This is a genomic window from Streptomyces sp. NPDC006739, assembly GCF_042869815.1.
Taxonomy (GTDB): Bacteria; Actinomycetota; Actinomycetes; order Streptomycetales; family Streptomycetaceae; genus Streptomyces.
In genome coordinates, this window is record NZ_JBIAGM010000016.1 from 113,036 (window position 1) to 131,223 (window position 18,188).

At 73.0% G+C, this 18,188-nt stretch carries 14 protein-coding genes; 12 read left to right on the plus strand and 2 right to left on the minus strand.

Translation table 11 applies throughout. The features are described 5' to 3' along the window. The first annotated feature begins 57 nt into the window (after positions 1-57). The 5 genes from ACFYMM_RS29100 to ACFYMM_RS29120 all read left to right on the plus strand — a co-directional run bounded on the left by ACFYMM_RS29100 (position 58) and on the right by ACFYMM_RS29120 (position 6,754). Positions 58-948 carry an FAD binding domain-containing protein gene (locus ACFYMM_RS29100; protein ID WP_388391631.1) on the plus strand — a complete coding sequence of 297 codons (891 nt, stop codon included), beginning with the start codon at positions 58-60 and terminating at the stop codon, positions 946-948. Next, positions 948-1,532 (plus strand): (2Fe-2S)-binding protein, encoded by a 585-nt coding sequence (locus ACFYMM_RS29105; RefSeq protein WP_388391633.1) that lies wholly within the window; start codon positions 948-950, stop codon positions 1,530-1,532. Before ACFYMM_RS29100 ends, ACFYMM_RS29105 begins: the two co-directional genes overlap by 1 nt. Positions 1,533-1,534: 2 nt before the next feature. Next, positions 1,535-3,928: a xanthine dehydrogenase family protein molybdopterin-binding subunit gene (locus ACFYMM_RS29110; protein ID WP_388391635.1), complete on the plus strand. Its 2,394-nt coding sequence runs from the start codon at positions 1,535-1,537 to the stop codon at positions 3,926-3,928. Positions 3,929-4,094: 166 nt separating this feature from the next. Then, positions 4,095-5,552, plus strand: a complete 1,458-nt coding sequence (locus tag ACFYMM_RS29115; RefSeq protein ID WP_388391637.1) for an NCS2 family permease — start codon at positions 4,095-4,097, stop codon at positions 5,550-5,552. A gap of 50 nt (positions 5,553-5,602) precedes the next feature. Continuing rightward, a complete protein-coding gene (locus ACFYMM_RS29120) occupies positions 5,603-6,754 on the plus strand; it encodes an XdhC family protein (protein WP_388391639.1) in 1,152 nt (383 codons plus the stop codon). 15 nt (positions 6,755-6,769) lie between these two features. Here the strand turns inward: ACFYMM_RS29120 and ACFYMM_RS29125 are convergent, their stop codons facing one another. Both ACFYMM_RS29125 and ACFYMM_RS29130 read right to left on the minus strand, forming a co-directional pair. Further along, positions 6,770-7,210, minus strand: a complete 441-nt coding sequence (locus ACFYMM_RS29125; protein ID WP_388391641.1) for an SRPBCC family protein — start codon at positions 7,208-7,210, stop codon at positions 6,770-6,772. Between the two features lie 110 nt (positions 7,211-7,320). Beyond that, positions 7,321-8,106, minus strand: a complete 786-nt coding sequence (locus tag ACFYMM_RS29130) for a polysaccharide deacetylase family protein (protein ID WP_388391643.1) — start codon at positions 8,104-8,106, stop codon at positions 7,321-7,323. 107 nt (positions 8,107-8,213) lie between these two features. On the opposite strand from ACFYMM_RS29130, the gene ACFYMM_RS29135 reads away from it, so the two are divergent. From ACFYMM_RS29135 to ACFYMM_RS29165, 7 genes are all read left to right on the plus strand, one after another. Beyond that, the gene (locus ACFYMM_RS29135) at positions 8,214-8,855 is read left to right on the plus strand and encodes a phosphoribosyltransferase (RefSeq protein WP_388391644.1); all 642 of its coding nucleotides are present in this window, start codon (positions 8,214-8,216) and stop codon (positions 8,853-8,855) included. A gap of 168 nt (positions 8,856-9,023) precedes the next feature. Continuing rightward, positions 9,024-10,670, plus strand: a complete 1,647-nt coding sequence (locus ACFYMM_RS29140) for a serine protease (protein ID WP_388391646.1) — start codon at positions 9,024-9,026, stop codon at positions 10,668-10,670. After that, positions 10,667-12,919 carry a tetratricopeptide repeat protein gene (locus ACFYMM_RS29145; RefSeq protein ID WP_388391648.1) on the plus strand — a complete coding sequence of 751 codons (2,253 nt, stop codon included), beginning with the start codon at positions 10,667-10,669 and terminating at the stop codon, positions 12,917-12,919. Before ACFYMM_RS29140 ends, ACFYMM_RS29145 begins: the two co-directional genes overlap by 4 nt. Before the next feature lie 35 nt (positions 12,920-12,954). Continuing rightward, the gene (locus tag ACFYMM_RS29150) at positions 12,955-14,484 is read left to right on the plus strand and encodes a VWA domain-containing protein (RefSeq protein WP_388391649.1); all 1,530 of its coding nucleotides are present in this window, start codon (positions 12,955-12,957) and stop codon (positions 14,482-14,484) included. After that, positions 14,481-15,527 (plus strand): hypothetical protein, encoded by a 1,047-nt coding sequence (locus ACFYMM_RS29155; protein WP_388391651.1) that lies wholly within the window; start codon positions 14,481-14,483, stop codon positions 15,525-15,527. Before ACFYMM_RS29150 ends, ACFYMM_RS29155 begins: the two co-directional genes overlap by 4 nt. Beyond that, positions 15,524-16,852 (plus strand): extracellular solute-binding protein, encoded by a 1,329-nt coding sequence (locus tag ACFYMM_RS29160; protein WP_388391653.1) that lies wholly within the window; start codon positions 15,524-15,526, stop codon positions 16,850-16,852. Before ACFYMM_RS29155 ends, ACFYMM_RS29160 begins: the two co-directional genes overlap by 4 nt. Positions 16,853-16,894: 42 nt before the next feature. Continuing rightward, positions 16,895-18,013, plus strand: a complete 1,119-nt coding sequence (locus tag ACFYMM_RS29165; RefSeq protein ID WP_388391655.1) for a winged helix DNA-binding domain-containing protein — start codon at positions 16,895-16,897, stop codon at positions 18,011-18,013. Positions 18,014-18,188: the final 175 nt, after the last annotated feature.

Consider the following 18,188-nt stretch of genomic DNA (forward strand, 5'->3'; position numbering starts at 1 on the left):
GCCGCACACGGATTGGCTCAATCTGTACGACCCACGAGACGAAGAAGAGAGCCGGTCATGGACTTCCTTCGCCCCGCCAGCTGGGAGGAGGCGCTCGCCGCGAAGGCCGAGCACCCCACCGCTGTGCCGATTGCGGGTGGCACCGATGTGATGGTCGAGATCAACTTCGACCACCGTCGGCCCGAGTACCTCCTCGACCTGGGCCGCGTCGGCGACCTGTACGAGTGGGAGGTCGGCGAGGACAGTGTGCGGCTCGGTGCCTCCGTCCCGTACTCGAAGATCATGGAGCACCTGCGTGCCGAGCTGCCGGGCCTGGCCCTCGCCTCGCACACGGTCGCCTCCCCGCAGATCCGCAACCGCGGCGGTGTCGGCGGCAACCTCGGCACCGCCTCCCCGGCCGGGGACGCCCACCCCGCCCTGCTGGCGGCCGGCGCCGAGGTCGAGGCCGAGTCGGTGCGCGGCACCCGCCGCATCCCGATCGACGCGTTCTACACCGGCGTCAAGCGCAACGCCCTCGCGCCCGACGAGCTGATCCGCGCCGTGCACATCGCGAAGGCCGACGGCCCCCAGCAGTACTCCAAGGTCGGCACCCGCAACGCCATGGTCATCGCGGTCTGCGCGTTCGGCCTCGCGCTGCACCCCCGGACGCGGACCGTGCGCACCGGCATCGGGTCGGCCGCCCCGACCCCCGTACGGGCGAAGGCCGCGGAGGAGTTCCTGACCGCGGCCCTCGACGAGGGCGGCTTCTGGGACAACGGAAAGATCATCACCCCGTCGGTCGCCAAGCGGTTCGCGGAGCTGTGCTCCGGCGCCTGCAACCCGATCGACGACGTCCGGGGCACCGCGAGCTACCGCCGCCACGCGGTCGGCGTGATGGCCCGCCGGACGCTCACCTGGACCTGGGAGTCGTACCGCGGCACCGCCGCCCGCTCGGAGGGAGTCGCCTGATGCGCGTCAACTTCACTGTCAACGGACGCCCGCAGGAAGCCGACGACGTGTGGGAGGGCGAGTCCCTGCTGTACGTGCTGCGCGAGCGGCTCGGCCTGCCGGGCTCGAAGAACGCCTGTGAGCAGGGCGAGTGCGGATCCTGCACGGTCCGCCTGGACGGCGTGCCGGTGTGCGCCTGTCTGGTCGCCGCCGGCCAGGTCGAGGGCCGGGACGTGATGACCGTCGAGGGCCTGGCGGACTTCGCCAAGCAGCGTGCCGAGCACGGCGGTTGCGCCTCCGGTGCCTGCGGTACGGCCCTCGGGGACGCCCAGCGGTGGAAGGCCCGGGGGGCCGACTCGCACACCGGCGAGGGCACCGAACTCTCCCCCGTGCAACAGGCGTTCATCGACGCCGGCGCCGTCCAGTGCGGCTTCTGCACCCCGGGTCTGCTGGTCGCCGCCGACGAGATGCTGGAGCGCAACCCGAACCCTACCGACGCGGACATCCGCGAGGCGCTGTCGGGCAATCTGTGCCGCTGCACGGGCTACGAGAAGATCATGGACGCGGTCCGCCTGGCGGCCGCCCGGCAGGGAGAGGCGGTCTGACGATGCCCGTGAACAGCGCCCCCGTCGGCACCCCCACGAAGGTCACCCAGGGTTCCCGGACCAAGGGCGGCATCGGCGAGTCCACCCTCCGCCCGGACGGCACCCTCAAGGTCACCGGCGAGTTCGCGTACTCCTCCGACATGTGGCACGAGGACATGCTCTGGGGCCAGATCCTGCGCTCCACCGTCGCCCACGCCGAGATCGTGTCGATCGACACCGGCGAGGCCCTCGCCACGCCCGGCGTCTACGCGGTCCTGACCTACGACGACCTGCCCACCGAGGTGAAGAACTACGGCCTGGAGATCCAGGACACCCCGGTCCTCGCGCACGGCAAGGTACGCCACCACGGCGAGCCGGTCGCGCTGGTCGCCGCCGACCACCCGGAGACGGCCCGCCGGGCCGCCGCCAAGATCAGGGTCGAGTACCGCGAGCTGCCCGTCATCACCGACGAGGCCTCCGCGACCGCCCCGGACGCGATCCTCGTCCACGAGAACCGCGACGACCACCACATCGGCCACGTCCCGCACCCCAACATCGTGCACCGCCAGCCGATCGTCCGCGGCGACGTGGCCGAGGCGCGCAAGCGGGCCGACGTGATCGTGGAGGGCGAGTACACCTTCGGGATGCAGGACCAGGCCTTCCTCGGCCCCGAGTCCGGCCTCGCCGTGCCGGAGGAGGACGGCGGCGTCCACCTCTACATCGCCACCCAGTGGCTGCACTCCGACCTGCGCCAGATCGCCCCGGTGCTCGGCCTGCCCGAGGACAAGGTGCGCATGACGCTGGCCGGCGTCGGCGGCGCGTTCGGCGGACGCGAGGACCTGTCGATGCAGATCCACGCCTGTCTGCTGGCGCTGCGCACCGGCAAGCCCGTCAAGATCGTCTACAACCGCTTCGAGTCCTTCTTCGGGCACGTGCACCGCCACCCGGCGAAGCTGTACTACGAGCACGGCGCCACCCGCGACGGCAAGCTGACCCACATGAAGTGCCGGATCGTCCTGGACGGCGGCGCCTACGCCTCCGCCTCCCCGGCGGTCGTCGGCAACGCCTCCTCCCTCTCCGTCGGCCCCTACGTCGTCGACGACGTCGACATCGAGGCCATCGCCCTCTACACCAACAACCCGCCCTGCGGCGCCATGCGCGGCTTCGGCGCGGTCCAGGCGTGCTTCGCCTACGAGGCACAGATGGACAAGCTGGCGAAGCGGCTGGGTCTGGACCCGGTGGAGTTCCGGCAGCTCAACGCCATGGAACAGGGGACCGTCATGCCGACCGGGCAGCCGGTCGACTCCCCGGCGCCGGTGGCCGAACTCCTGCGCCGCGTCAAGGCGATGCCCATGCCTCCGGAGCGCCAGTGGGAGTCCAGCGAGGGAGCGGACGTACGGCAGCTGCCCGGCGGTCTGTCCAACACCACCCACGGCGAAGGCGTCGTACGCGGTGTGGGCTACGCGGTCGGCATCAAGAACGTCGGCTTCTCCGAGGGCTTCGACGACTACTCCACCGCCAAGGTGCGCGTGGAGGTCGTGGGCGGCGAGCCGGTCGCGACCGTGCACACCGCGATGGCGGAGGTCGGCCAGGGCGGCGTCACCGTCCACGCGCAGATCGCCCGCACCGAGCTGGGCGTCGCCCAGGTGACGATCCATCCGGCCGACACCCAGGTGGGCTCGGCGGGCTCGACCTCGGCCTCCCGGCAGACGTACGTCACCGGCGGCGCCGTCAAGAACTCCTGCGAGCTGGTCCGGGAGAAGGTCCTGGACATCGGCCGCCGCAAGTTCGGCACCTACCATCCGGCCTGGGCCACCGCCGAACTGCTCCTGGAGGGCGGCAAGGTCGTCACCGACGGCGGCGAGGTCCTCGCCGACCTGGCGGACGTGCTGGAGGACGAGACCGTCGAGGTCGAGGCCGAGTGGCGGCACCGCCCCACGGAGCCCTTCGACCTGCGCACCGGCCAGGGCAACGGCCATGTCCAGTACTCCTTCGCCGCGCACCGCGCGGTCGTCGAGGTGGACACCGAGCTGGGTCTGGTCAAGGTCATCGAACTGGCCTGCGCCCAGGACGTCGGCAAGGCGCTCAACCCGCTGTCCGTCCTCGGCCAGATCCAGGGCGGCACCCTTCAGGGCATGGGCATCGCGGTGATGGAGGAGATCATCGTCGACCCGAAGACCGCGAAGGTCAGGAACCCGTCCTTCACGGACTACCTGCTTCCGACCATCCTCGACACGCCGATCATCCCGGTCGACGTCCTCGAACTCGCCGACCACCACGCCCCCTACGGGCTCCGTGGCATCGGCGAGGCCCCCACACTGTCGTCGACCCCGGCCGTCCTCGCGGCGATCCGGAACGCGACGGGCCTGGAGCTGAACCGGACGCCGGTACGCCCCGAGCACCTCACCGGTACGTGACCCCCCAGGGGGTGAACCGGTGAGTTCTCCCGGGGGGACCCGATCCCCCCGGGACCCCCGAAATGTTCGTCTCGGGCCGTCCCCCGGGTCGTGCACCTCCCCAAATCCCGCGCCGTCGCCGAAAGCAGGACGCGGGTGCCCCTGTGAACCTTGGGAGTAGGCCCACATGACCCAGCAGTCACTGGAGTCGAGGACCACCGCCGACGATGCGGGCGAAGGAACCCGCATCCCGGCCGGCAGGTCCTGGCTCGACCGGTATTTCCACATATCCGCCAGAGGATCCTCGGTCGCGCGTGAGGTGCGCGGCGGCATCACCACCTTCATGGCGATGGCGTACATCCTCCTCCTCAACCCCCTGATCCTGTCCGGCAAGGACGCGGCGGGGGACACGCTCGGCCAGAAGGCCCTCATCACCGCGACCGCGTGCGCGGCGGCCTTCACCACGCTGCTGATGGGTTTCGTCGGCAAGGTGCCGCTCGCCCTCGCCGCCGGCCTCTCCGTCTCCGGTGTCCTGTCCTCGCAGGTGGCCCCGCAGATGACCTGGCCGCAGGCCATGGGCATGTGCGTGATGTACGGCGTGGTCATCATGCTGCTGGTGGTCACCGGCCTCCGTGAGATGATCATGAACGCGATCCCGCTCGCGCTCAAGCACGGCATCACCATGGGCATCGGCCTGTTCATCGCCCTCATCGGCTTCTACAAGTCCGGCTTCGTGCACCAGGGCAAGGCCACCCCGGTCGCCCTCGGACCCGCGGGCCAACTCGCCGGCTGGCCCGTCCTGCTGTTCGCCGGCACCCTGCTCCTGATCTTCATGCTGCAGGCCCGCGACTTCCCCGGCGCGATCCTGATCGGCATCATCAGCGGCACGGTCGTCGCCGCCGTCCTCAACGCCGCCGGTGTCATCGACCCGAAGCAGTGGGCCGCCGGCGCCCCCGAACTGCACGGCGGCGCCGTCTCGATGCCCGACTTCTCGCTCTTCGGGCACGTCGAGTTCGGCGGCTGGGGCAAGGTCGGCGCGATGACGGTCGGCATGATCGTCTTCACGCTGGTGCTCGCCGGATTCTTCGACGCGATGGCCACCATCATCGGTGTGGGCACCGAGGCCGAACTGGCCGACGACAGGGGCCGGATGCCGGGCCTGTCCAAGGCGCTGTTCATCGACGGTGCCGGCGGTGCGATCGGCGGTGTGGCGGGCGGCTCCGGCCAGACCGTGTTCATCGAGTCGGCGACGGGTGTCGGCGAGGGGGCCCGCACGGGTCTCGCCTCGGTCGTCACCGGCCTGTTCTTCGCGGCCTGCCTGTTCTTCACACCGCTCACCGCGATCGTCCCGCAGGAGGTCGCCTCCGCCGCCCTGGTGGTCATCGGCGCCATGATGCTGATGAACGCCCGGCACGTGGACTGGGCCGACCGGGCCACCGCGATCCCCGTCTTCCTGACGGTCGTCCTGATGCCGTTCACGTACACCATCACCACCGGTGTCGCCGCGGGCGTCATCTCGTACGTGGCCATCAAGGCCGCCCAGGGCAAGGCGCGGGAGATCGGCGCCTTCATGTGGGGCCTGACCGTGATCTTCCTGGTCTACTTCGCCCTCCATCCCATCGAGAACTGGCTGGGCGTGCGCTAGCCGCCCGCCCCCGAAGACCCTTCACGCCACAGCCGTTAGGAGACCGAGAGATGCTGGACATCGCCGAGGAGCTGAACCGGTGGGTCGGGCAGGGCCGTGACTTCGCCGTCGCCACCGTGGTGGCCGTCGGCGGCAGCGCCCCGCGCCAACCGGGCGCCGCCCTCGCGGTGGACGCCGACGGCACGGCCATCGGCTCGGTCTCCGGCGGGTGTGTGGAGGGTGCCGTGTACGACCTGTGCCGGCAGGCGCTCGACGACGGCGAGACCGTCCTGGAGCGCTTCGGGTACAGCGACGAGGACGCCTTCGCCGTCGGCCTGACCTGTGGCGGCGTCATCGACGTCCTCGTCGCTCCGGTGCGGGCGGCCGATCCCGCCCGCCCGGTGGTCGCGACCGCGCTGGCCGCCGCCGCCAGTGGGGAGGCGGCGGCGGTCGCGCGGATCGTGACCGGCCCGGCGGACCTCATGGGGCGTGCCCTGGTGGTCCGCCCCGACGGCTCGTACCAGGGCGGCCTCGGCGCCCACCCCGGACTCGACCGCACGGTCGCCGCCGAGACGTCCGCCTTCCTGGACACCGGCCGCACCGGCACCCTGGAGATCGGCGCACAGGGCTCGCGCTGCGGGTCCCCGCTGACCGTCCTGGTCGAGTCCTCCGTCCCCCCGCCCCGGATGATCGTCTTCGGGGCGATCGACTTCGCGTCGGCGCTGGTACGGATCGGCAAGTTCCTCGGCTACCACGTCACGGTCTGCGACGCCCGTCCCGTCTTCGCCACCAGGACCCGCTTCCCGGAGGCGGACGAGATCGTGGTCGAGTGGCCGCACTCGTACCTGGAGCGGACCTCCGTGGACGGCCGTACCGTGCTGTGCGTGCTGACCCACGACGCCAAGTTCGACGTACCGCTGCTGCGCACGGCCCTGCGCCTCCCGGTCGCCTACGTCGGCGCGATGGGCTCCCGCCGCACCCACCTGGACCGCAACGAGCGGCTGCGCGAGGTCGGCGTCACCGAACTGGAGCTGGCCCGGCTGCGCTCCCCGATCGGCCTCGACCTCGGCGCCCGCACGCCGGAGGAGACGGCCCTGTCGATCGCGTCGGAGATCGTCGCCCACCGGCGCGGCGGCAGCGGTGTCTCCCTGACCGGCGCGCACACCCCGATCCACCACGAGACGGCGGCCACGCCGGCCGGGCGGATCGGGTCGGTGGCCTGACCCGCGGGCAGTGCCTCAGGGCTGCCTGAGCAGCCGGTTCGCCGCCCGCCCGAACATCGCGAGGGACACCCGCCGCACCACGCCGTCCAGGAAGCGCGGGAGGAGACGGACCCGCAGCTCCTCCCGCCACACCACGCGGGTACGCCCCCCGGGCCCCGGCCGGACCTCGATCTCCGCCCACCCGAGCACGACCCGCCCCCGTTTCTCCAGCCGGCACAGCCCCGCCTCCCCCTCGGCGGGCGGACGCCACACCGTGACCTCCATGGGATCGTCGAAGGCGAGCGGGCCGAGCCCCGAACGGGCCACGAAGCGGGTGCCCTCGCGGGTCGGTGCGGAGGTGACCTCGGTGATCCGGGTGAGCGGGACCACGTCGGCGTGGCGGGACCACCGCGTGAGCCGGCGCCACGCCTCGTCGAGGGGCAGCGGCACGGTACGTTCGAAAGAGAAGAAGGGCACGGCACGATCGTAGGGAATCTCCGCCGCCCACCTGCCGGTTCGCCCCCGCCTCACCTCTTCGGCCCACCGGCCGGGCCGATTCGGGGCGCGATCGGATCAGGGCGATCGGATCAGGGCCGGTACACCTTCCCCGGCTCCACCTTGCCGGGCGCCAGCAGCTGGGGCACCGTCACGAACACGTAGCCGCGCGCCTTCAGGGCGTCGATGATGCCGGGCACCGCCGGGACGGTCCCCTGGTAGAGGTCGTGCAGCAGGATGATCCCGTCCCGGGAGGCCTGCGCCAGGACGCGCTTGGTGATCAGCGCGGAGTCGGTGGTCGCGTAGTCCTTGGCCGTCACGCTCCACAGCACCTCCGCCAGGTCCATCTCCTTGGCGATCCTGTGGACGTTCGCGTCCGTGCGGCCCTGCGGCGGACGCATCAGCGTGGGCTTGCGGCCGGTGAGCCGCTCGATGGCGTCGTCGGGCCGCCGCAGCTCCTCGCGTATCTGCGCGTCCGTGATCCGGGTCAGGATCTTGTGGTCCCAGGTGTGGCTGGCCACCTCGTGTCCCTCGGCCGCCATGCGCTTGACCAGCTCCGGGTACTTCTCGATGTGCCGCTTGCCGAGCAGGAAGAACGTCGCCGGGACCTTCTTCTCCTTCAGGATGTCCAGCAGCCGCGCCGAGTTCTCGCTGGGCCCCGCGTCGAAGGTGAGGGCGATGCACTTGGCCTCCCGGCAGTCCACCGTCCCGAACCGGGCCGGGGCGCCCTGGACGGCCTGGGCCCGCGCGGCACTCGGCGCGGTCGTCTCGACGTCCGCGCAGCCGGTCAGGGTCAGCGCCAGGGAAACGGCCGCGGCGGCGAGGGCGCCGGCGCGCAACCTTCGGGCGGGTCTGAGCATCTTCTTGGTCGAGGGCATGCCGGGACTATACACAGAGTTTATAGTTCGCCTGTACGAATTCACGGATGCTCGGGTGTACGACCATGGAGGAGAGGGGAGCCCGCCTCCGCCCGAGAGGATCACCCATGCGCTTCCAGGACCGACGGCAGGCCGGACGCGAACTGGCCGAGAGGCTGCGCATCCCGTGGGAGAAGGGCGCCCTGCCCGACCCCCTCGTCCTGGCCCTGCCCCGGGGCGGCGTCACCGTCGCCGCCGAGATCGCCCGGGAACTCGGGGCACCACTCGACGTCCTGCTCGTCCGCAAGATCGGCGCCCCGCACCACGCCGAGTTCGGCGTCGGCGCCCTCGCCGGCGACGACCCGCCGCTCTACGACGAGCGGGCCCTGGACCAACTGGGCCTGAGCGAGGAGTCGCTGGCGCCGACCGTGGCACGCGAACGCGAGGAACTGCGCCGCCGCGAGCGACGCTACCGGCAGGGCCGCCCGCCGCCGGACCTGCGCGGCCGTACGGTCGTGGTGGTCGACGACGGACTGGCCACCGGCAACACCGCGCGCGCCGCCCTGCGCCATGTGCGCCGGCGCTCGCCCGCGCGCGTGGTGCTGGCCGTCCCGGTCGCCGCCCCCGACTCGCTCCGCCTCCTCGCGGGCGAGGCCGACGAGGTGGTCTGCGCGCACACGCCCCCCGGCTTCTGTTCCGTCGGCCAGTGGTACGACGACTTCGGCCAGCTCACGGACGAGGACGTGCTGAACGCCCTGTACGGGCACTGAGTGCACGCCCTGTACGGGCACTGAGGGGGCGCCGCCCGGGCACCGCCCCGCGCCCTGTGCGCCCAGGGTCACGATCCGTGCACGACCAGTGGTACCGCAGTGGTGCTCGGAGTAACCTCGTGTGACATGACGCGCACGGGGGACGGGGCCGTCAGGAGGCCGTTACAGGTGCCGCGTTGGGTCGCGCGCATCGAGCGGCCCGACGGGGGAATTCTGGGCGGAGGGGTGCTGCTCGCGCCCGATGTGGTGCTCACCGCCGCCCATCTGGTCGAACCGGGGCGGGAGTACGTCGTCCGTTTCGTCGTGACCCCCGACGCCCCGGGCGTGCGGGCCACGGTCGGCGCGCACGAGTACCGCCCGCACCGCGAGGACACCTTCGGTGACAGCGGGGACGTCGCCCTGCTGCGCCTGGCCACGCCCAGACCCGCCGCGGACACCACCCGGCTGTGCCGGCGCGCCCCGCGCGAGATGCCCGTGCTCATGTACGGCTTCCCGGAGGGCGCCGACGGCGGCCTGTGGCACGGCGCCGTCGTGGTCGGCGTCCAGGGCGGCGACAACAGGGTGCAACTACGGCCGCAGAACGGTGAGCTGGTCGTGCCGGGGTTCAGCGGCGGGGGAGTGATCGACGCCGAGACCGACCGGGTGATCGGCATCGTGCTCAGCGTGGACGAGGGTTCGGGTTCCCGCTTCAGCTACATGAGCCCCACCGACACGATCCTGGGCCATCTCCGCGTGGTCGAGCGGTGGGCGGACGGCGAGCGCGGCCACGAGCACCGGCACGCCACCCACCCGGGCACCCTCGACGAGCCCTTCGCCACCGAACTGGCCGCCTGGTACCGGGGCGAGGGCTGGCCGGTGCTCGTCACGGCCGTCCAGGCGCGGGGCGACCGGGCCTGGACCCTGGAGCGGGCGACCGTCCTCGCCGACCGGGAACTGCGCACCCGGTACAGCACCGACGCCTTCGCCCAGGGCCCGAGCGAGACCGTCCCCCCGGTGGGCGGCCATGACCTCGTCCTGCACGTCAGGGGCATGACCGTCGGCCAGGTGCTGGACCGCGTCGCCGCGCGCCTCGGGCTGCGCAACGACGCGCTGCAACCGCTGCCCGAACAACTCGGCGCACTCCACGTCCCGCTCACCGCCGTACTGATCGGTGTCGACCAGGCGGCCGAACCCGAGGCGCTGGTGGGCACGCTGGGACGGCTCGCCCAGCGGGGCGCCCGGCTGCTGCTGGTCTTCCGCCGGCGCGGCGACCTCTGCAAACAGACCGCCGAGACCCTCGTCGACCGCCCGCTGAAGGACCGCTGGTCCCAGCTGCGCGGCGAGATCGTCCGGACCGTCGACGAGTTGGGCCTCGCCCTCGTCGAGCGCCGGGACCGGGTGACGCCCGGCCCGGCCCCCGACACCGCACGCCTGCTGGACAAGGCCGACACCGCCGTACGGCGCACCCGATTGCTGCGGGAATGGGTGGACCACATGAGCGACGAGGAGAAGGGCCCCGGCCGCGCCGACCTGCTGTTCACCTACGAGGACGCCGTCGAACGCCGCCGGGAGCGGCTGGAACAGGCGATCGGCGTCCTCGACGTCCGGATCAGGCGCCGCGAGGAACTCCTCGGCCGCGTCAAGGCCGCGTGGCCGCTGTGCGAGGCGCGGACCCGGGCGGACGGCGACCGCGCCGGGGAGGCCTACCGGCGCTACGAGGGCGCGGCGTCGCTGCTGCGGCACAGCCCCTGCGACCTGGAGGAGGCGGAAGCCGCGGCCAGACGGTTCATCACCTTCTGCTCCGGCATGGCCTCCGGGACGGAGGACGCCTCATGACCTCGTGCGTCCGCCCCGGCTGCGCCGGCCACATCCTGGGCACCGGCTACTGCGACACCTGCGGCCGCAAGCACGAGGAGCCGCGGGCGCGGCCACCCGGCCCGGACCCCGCCGCCGGCCCCGCGGAGGCCCCCGGCCCCACGCCGTACCACGCCGTCGCCGGTCTCGGCGACCTCGACCAGCACGGACTCGTCGTCCTGCCCGAGATCCCCGCCCCGGCCCCGGACGAGCAGCTCGAGGAACCCGGACCGCCCACCGGGGGACGCCCCTGCGGGGCGGACGGCTGCACCATGATGATCGGCGTCGGCTACGGCGGACAGCCCGCCCCCGTCTCCGGCCACTGCCCGCGCTGCGGCACCCGCTACTCCTTCCTGCCCCAGCTGCGGGAGGGCGACGTGGTCGCGGACCACTACAGGGTGCGCGGCTGTCTGGCCCGCGGCGGTCTCGGCTGGGTCTACCTCGCCGAGGACACCCGCGCCGCCGGCTACCGCGTCGTCCTCAAGGGGCTGATCAACGCCAACGACTCGGAAGCACGCCGGCAGGCCGTCGAGGAACGCCGCTCGCTGACCGACCTGCACCACCCCGACATCGTCCGCATCATCACCTACGCCGAGCACCGGGCCGACGACCGGTCGACCCACGGCTACCTCGTCATGGACTACATCGGCGGCCGTTCCCTCCAGGAACTGTTCGACGCCGACGACGTCGGCCGGACCTTCCGGGACGGCCCCCGCCTGGACCACCTGCTCACCTACGGCTGCAAGATCCTCGGCGCCCTGGAGTACATGCACGAGAGGGGCCTGCTCTACTGCGACGTGAAGCCCGCCAACGTCATCCACTTCCAGCGGGCCGTCAAGGTCATCGACCTCGGCGCCGTCCGGGCCCACGACGACCACACCTCCGCCTACGTGTACACCAGCGCGTTCGCACCGCCCCGGCGCGAGATCGAGGACCGCGGCTGGCACGTCGACAGCGACCTCTACACCGTCGGCACCACGCTGGAGAACCTGTACCGGACGGCCGAACGGGCCCCGGGTCTCGCCCACGAGTCCTTCCGCCGACTCGTCCAGCGGGCCACCCATCCCGAACCCCGCGCCCGGTTCCGTTCGGCGGCCGAGATGTCACGCCAACTCTGGGAAGTGCTGCGCGAGTTCCGCTCGCTGCGGTTCGGTGAGCAACTGCCGCAGAGCTCCACCCGGTTCCGCCCCACCGACGCCTGCCTCGACGCCGGACTCGGGGACATCCCCTCGCTGAGCCGGTGGACCGGCCGCCCCGAGGGCAGCGCGGGCGAGCTGGACATCTCCCCGCCCGACGCGGCCGAGGTGGCGGCCGCCCTGCCGCAGCCCGTCCCCGACCCGGACGACGGCGCGGCTCTGCTGCTGGACACCTTCCCGCCCGACGCCCCCGACCGGATCGCCGACCAGTGGCGCCGCGAGTCCCGGCTCGGCACCCCGGAGACCGCGCTGTGGCTGTGCCGCGCCTACCTCAGGAAGGGACAGCCGACGAAGGCCGGGACCTGGCTGGAGGAGGCCAGGACCCAGCTCGGCGAGCGGGCCGCCCCGTACGACTGGCGCATCGCCTGGCACCAGGGCGTCCTGCACCTGAGCGACGGGCGGGTACGGCAGGCCGACACCTGCTTCGACGCGGTGTACCGGGCGCTGCCCGGCGAGTACGCGCCCAAGCTGGCCCTCGGCTACTGCGCCGAACGCGGCGGCGACGCGGGACCCGCCCGGGCCAGACCGTTCTACGACGCCGTCCGCAGCCGGGACTTCGCCCACGCGATCGCCGGCTTCGGCCTGGCCCGCGTCCACCTGCTGGCCGGCGACCGCGACGCGGCCGTGGCCGTCCTCGACGACGTCCCCTCCACCTCACGGCACTACGACGCCGCCCGGACCGCCGCGGTGCGCATCCGCGCCGGCGTCCTGCGGGGCCGGCCGCCGTCGGTGTCCGACCTGCGCGACGCGGCCCGCCGGCTGCCCGAGCTGCGGCTGGACAGCGGTGCCGCCGAGGGCGAGTCCCGGGCCCGGCTGGTCGCCGAGATACGGGAGAACGTGCTGCGCTGCCTGCCCGAGCAGGGCTGGGGGCCGGAGCTGCCGACCGGAAGCCTGTTCGGCTCCGGTACCAGGGACCGGCTGGGCAGCCTGCTGGAACAGTCCTTCCGGCAGCTGGCCGCCCAGGCCCGCACCGCCGGCGAACACGGCCGGCTGCTCGACCTGGCGCACGCCGTCCGTCCGGTCACCACCTTCTGACCGCCGATGACCAGCCCGGGAAAGGGAGCACAGCCATGAGCGTGGCCGCCGGCATCGAGGTGACCCTGGAGGTCGGCCAGGAGAAGTCCCTGTCCGTCCTGCCGACCGGCAGGACGTCCACCGAGGACCCGCAGATGTACGCCGTGCTGCGGATCGCGGTCGGGAACACCGGCGGCGATCCCGGCGCGGACGCCCCCCGCGCCCCGGGCCCCGCCCTCGCCGAGGTGCTCGTCGTCGACACCTCCCGGTCGATGCTCCACCCCGACGACAAGCTGCACGCCGCCAAGGACGCCACCGTCGCCGCGATCCGGCTGCTGCCGGACGGCACCCCGTTCGCCGTACTGTCCGGGCGCTTCAACGCCACCGTGGTCTACCCGGGCCCCGGCAGCACCGCGATGGCCGTGGCCGGTCCGGCCGAGCGCCGGGCCGCCGAACGCGTGGTGCGGACCCTCGACGCGGACGGCGGCACCGCCATCGGCACCTGGCTCTACCTCGCCCGGCGGCTGCTGACCGAGCAGAGCGCCCCCATCAAACACGTCCTGCTGCTCACCGACGGGCGCAACGAGCACGACGACGACCCCAGGGTGGCCATGCGACTGGACACCGCCCTGGACGCCTGCGAGGGACGGTTCGTCTGCGATGTGTGGGGCATCGGCGAGGGCTGGGACAGCGGCGAACTGCTGCGCATCGCGCGCCGGCTGCACGGACAGGCCGGCGCGGTCGAGCGCGAGTCCGAACTGCCCGCCGTCTACGAGAGGCTGGTGACCGGACTGCTCGGCAAGACGGTCCCGGAACTGCGGATCCGGCTCACCCCCAACCCCGGCACGGTGATCCGCGAGGTCCGGCAGATCGTCCCCACCGAGCAGGACCCGCTGGCCGCCACCGCCTTCGGCGGCCGGGCCGAGTACGTCACCCGGGCCTGGGGCGAGGAGGTCCGCCACTACCAGGTCGTGCTGGCCGCCGATCCCACGGGCCGGGCGACCGGCGAGGACCTCCAGCTGGCGGCCGTCGAACTCGACGTACCCGACTTCGGCCGGCCGGTACGGCTGCCCGCCCCGGTGCCGATCCTCGTCAACTGGAACGACGAGCCCGCGGACCCCTCCGAGGTGTACTCCGCCGTCCACCGCAGCCGGCTGTACCAGCGGACGAACGCGGCGGTCGTGGCGGCGTACCGGGCGTGGCAGCGCACCGACGCCCTGGAGGCGGACGGCGAGTTCGCGCGCGCCCTGGCGCTGGCGAGGGAACTGGGCGACACCGACCTGCTCGCCACCCTGCGCCGGCTGGAGGACGAGCCGGGCTCCGGGCACCTCCGCGAGGGGATCAGGGACGTCCACTGGCACCGCCTGATCCTGACGACCGCCATCACCACGCCACCCGACCCCGTCCCCCCGGCCGCCCCCGACCCCGCTCCGCGACCTTCGGACGGCGGCCGGCGCGAGAACGGTCCCCCGGTCGGTGCCGACCGTCTCGTCCAGTGCCCGAAGTGCGGGTGGAAGGGCCCGCCCGACTCCGTCTACTGCGGCGGCGTCCACAACTGCGGGCGGCTGCCGGTGGAGCCCGGATGAGCGCGGCCACGAGCCCGGGTGGCACCCCGGTGCGGGGCACGGCCGGAACGGGCCGGGAGCGTACGGCGCGGCCCGTGGGCCCCATCCGTCTCCTGTCCCGCCTCCTCCGCGCCGGAACCGGTCCCGCGGACGGGGCCAGCACCACCGCCCGCGACCTCTCGACGCGCCGCCGCCTGCTGCTGGCCCTGACCGCCGCGCTGACCCTGTGCCTCTTCCTGTCCTACGAGGGCGTGCACGGGGACGCCGACCCGCTGCGCACCTCCAGCGCGCCCGCCGTGATCTCCATCGACACCGCCCTGTACGCCCTCGACCGGGCCCAGGCCGAGGCCACCGCCGGCACCCCGTCCACCAGCGAGTTCCAGAAGCAGATCTCGGTCGCCGCGCAGAGCCTGGCGAGCGCCGCCGCCGACGGCATCGGAGGCTCGTCCGGCCGACAGGCCGTGCAGACGGCCGCCGGCCTGATCACCGTGTACACCGGCATGGTCCAGCAGGCCCAACTGGAGCCCGACAGCAAGGTGCTGCGCGAGGCCTACCTCAGCTACGCGACGAGCGTCCTCAAGGGCGGCGACTCCGGCATCGAGCAGCGGCTGACCCAGCTGCGCGACGACCAGCGGCGCGTGGTCGGGCAGCAGACCTCCTTCGGCTGGGCGCTCTGGCTCGGCTGGAGCCTCACCACGCTGCTCGTCCTCGCTCTGGCGGCGGCCCTGCTGGAAACCCAGCTCTTCCTGCGGCGCCGCTTCCGGCGCCGCTACAACCGCCACCTCCTCGCCGCCGTCGCGCTGCTGGGCGGCGGGTTCGTGCCCCTGGTGCTGTTCACGGTGTGGACCCACCAGGGCATGGCGGACACCCGTGGACTGCTCGGCCGGGGCCTGTCCGGCCCGGACCTCCGGGCCGCCGGACAGCACACCGCCTCGTACCTGGCGGACACCGGCTTCCGCGCGGCGGTGGCCGTATGGATCGTGATAGGAGGCGTCCTGCTCATGGCACTGGCCGAGACGGGCCTGCGGCAGCACATCAACGACTACCGGTTCCGGCCCCGGTGAGCGCCCCCGGCAGCGGCCCCGCCACGGCCGCCCCCGACGCCCGGCGCCGGCTGCCCCGCCCGGCCGCCCGCACCCTCACCGTCCTGGCCGGCTGCCTGGTCCTGCTGGCCGCGGCGCTCGTCCACGGCGTACGCGTCCTCGGCCAGGAGCCGACCGTCACCCTGCTCGCCAACTGGACCGGCGGCGACGAACGGAACTTCCGGGACGCGGTGATCGCCCCCTTCGAGGCCGAGTACCACGTCCACGTCGACTACCAGGGCAGCTCCGCCGAGAGCCAGGTGCTCAGCGCCGACGTGGAGGCGGGCACCCCGCCCGACGTGGCCGTGCTCACCGGCCCCGGCGAACTCGCCTCCTACGTCCACGACCAGCAGCTCCAGCCGGTCGAGAACCTCATCCCCGAGGGGGACTTCAGCCGGTCCTGGGCGACGCCCTTCGACGGCCACGTCTACTGGTTCCCGCTCAAGGCGGACCTCAAGAGCGTCGTCTGGTTCCCCGGGGACACGAGCGCGGAGCAGCTCGCCAAGGCGAAGAACCAGCCGGCCCAGTGGTGCCTCGGCATGGGGTCCGGCGCGACCAGCGGCTGGCCCGGCACGGACTGGATCGAGGACCTCGTCCTGCAGCAGTCAGGCTGGCAGAAGTACCAGCAGTGGGCGCGCGGGGAGCTGTCCTGGCAGTCCAAGGAGGTGAGACGGGCCTGGACCACCTGGCGCGACCTGGTGCTGGGCCCGGCGGGGAACGAGGAACTGGCCCGGCGCGCGCTGATGACCGAGTACCAGAAGGCGTCCGAGTACGTCACCGCACGGCCGCGGCGCTGCACGCTGGAGCACCAGGCGTCGTTCATCCGCACCCAGCAGCCGGCGTGGGGACGGGTGAACGGCCGGTACGTTCCGTCCGCCGAGCTGTTCCCCCAGGTCACCGCCACCGACTCCTGGGAGGTCTCCGGCGACCTGGTCGCCCTGCTGCACGCGACCCCGGAGGCGAGGAAACTGATCCGCTACCTCGCCTCGGTCCCCGCCCAGCAGGCGTGGAGCGGCACGGAGTCCGGGTTCTCCGTCGACGCCGAGGTGACACCGCCCAGTGCCTCGGACACCACTTCCTGGCACCGCTCCCTGGCCGCCACGCTCCTCGACGACCGGGCGGTGCACTGCTTCGACGCCTCCGACGCCATGCCGCCGGCGGTGCGCGACGCCTTCGCCCAGGCCACCATCGACTTCCTGGCCCGCCCCCAGTCCCGGAACCTGGACCGGCTGCTCAAGAACCTGGACACCCTCGGCAAGGCCCCCGGCCTGAACTGGCTGCCCTCGGTGTGCGACCACGTGACCTGATCCGGACAGAAACTGTCCGCGACGGCCGTTAGCGTGCCGTCCATGACGAAGCGGAACGCGCACGACACCCCTACCGCCGGGCGGATCACCGTACGCGCCCTCAACCGGGCGACCCTGGAGCGCCAGCTGCTGCTGCGCCGCTCCCCGCTGTCCGCGCGGGCCGCCGTGGAGCACCTGCTGGGCCTGCAGGCACAGAACGTCAAGCCGCCGTACTACGCCCTCGCCGCCCGCCTCGACGCCTTCGCCCCGCAGGACCTGTCCGGTCTGCTGGCCGACCGTGGGGCCGTCCGCATCGTCACCCTGCGCTCCACCATCCACACCCACACCGCCGACGACTGCCTCACCCTGCGCCCGCTGGTCCAGCCCGCCCGCGACCGTGAGCTGAACGCCTTCCGCAAGGGACTGGCCGGCGTCGACCTGGACCGGCTGGCCTCGCTCGCCCGCGAGCTGGTCGAGTCCGAGCCGCGCACCATGGCGCAGCTGCGCGAGGCCCTGCTCGCCCAGTGGCCGGACGCCGACCCGCAGGCCCTCGGCGTCGCCGCCCGCTGCACGCTGCCCCTCGTCCAGGTCACCCCGCGCGGACTGTGGGGCCGCTCCGGTCGGGTCGCGCTCACCACGGCCGAGCACTGGCTGGGCCGGCCGGCCGAACCCGTCCCGGCGCCCGACGCGACGGTCCTGCGCTATCTCGCCGCCTTCGGCCCGGCGTCCGTGCGGGACATGCAGACCTGGGCCGGACTGACCCGCCTGCGGGACGCCTTCGAACGGCTGCGCCCGGGGCTGCTCACCTTCCGCGACGACACCGGGGTCGAACTGTTCGACCTGCCCGACGCCCCCCGCCCCGACCCGGACACCCCGGCCCCGCCCCGCTTCCTGCCCGAGTTCGACAACCTCCTGCTCTCCCACGCCGACCGCACCCGGGTCATACCGCCCGAGTACTGGGGCCGCAGCTGGCGCGCCAACCAGGCCTACCGCACCTTCCTGGTCGACGGCTTCCTGGCCGGGATCTGGAAGCCGGACGGCGACACCCTCGTCATCGAGCCCTTCGGCACGCTCACCCGGGACCGGCGGCGGGAGGTCGTGACCGAGGCGGAGCGGATGCTGGCCACTCTGCATCCCGGGGAGTCGTACGACATCCGGTTCGGCACGGTGGCGGGGCGGTGAGCCGCGGCGGTGCGGCGGTGCGGCGTGCGGTCGGAAAAGGCGTTGCCCCGGCCGTGAGCCCGTCACTACAGTTCGTGGTGTGACTGCCGGGTCGGCCATGGGCCACGCACGAGTGAGGTTCCCGGCCTCGGCGTGAGCGCGAGGCGGGCCAGAGCCCCGCCGTCCCCTCCGAGTT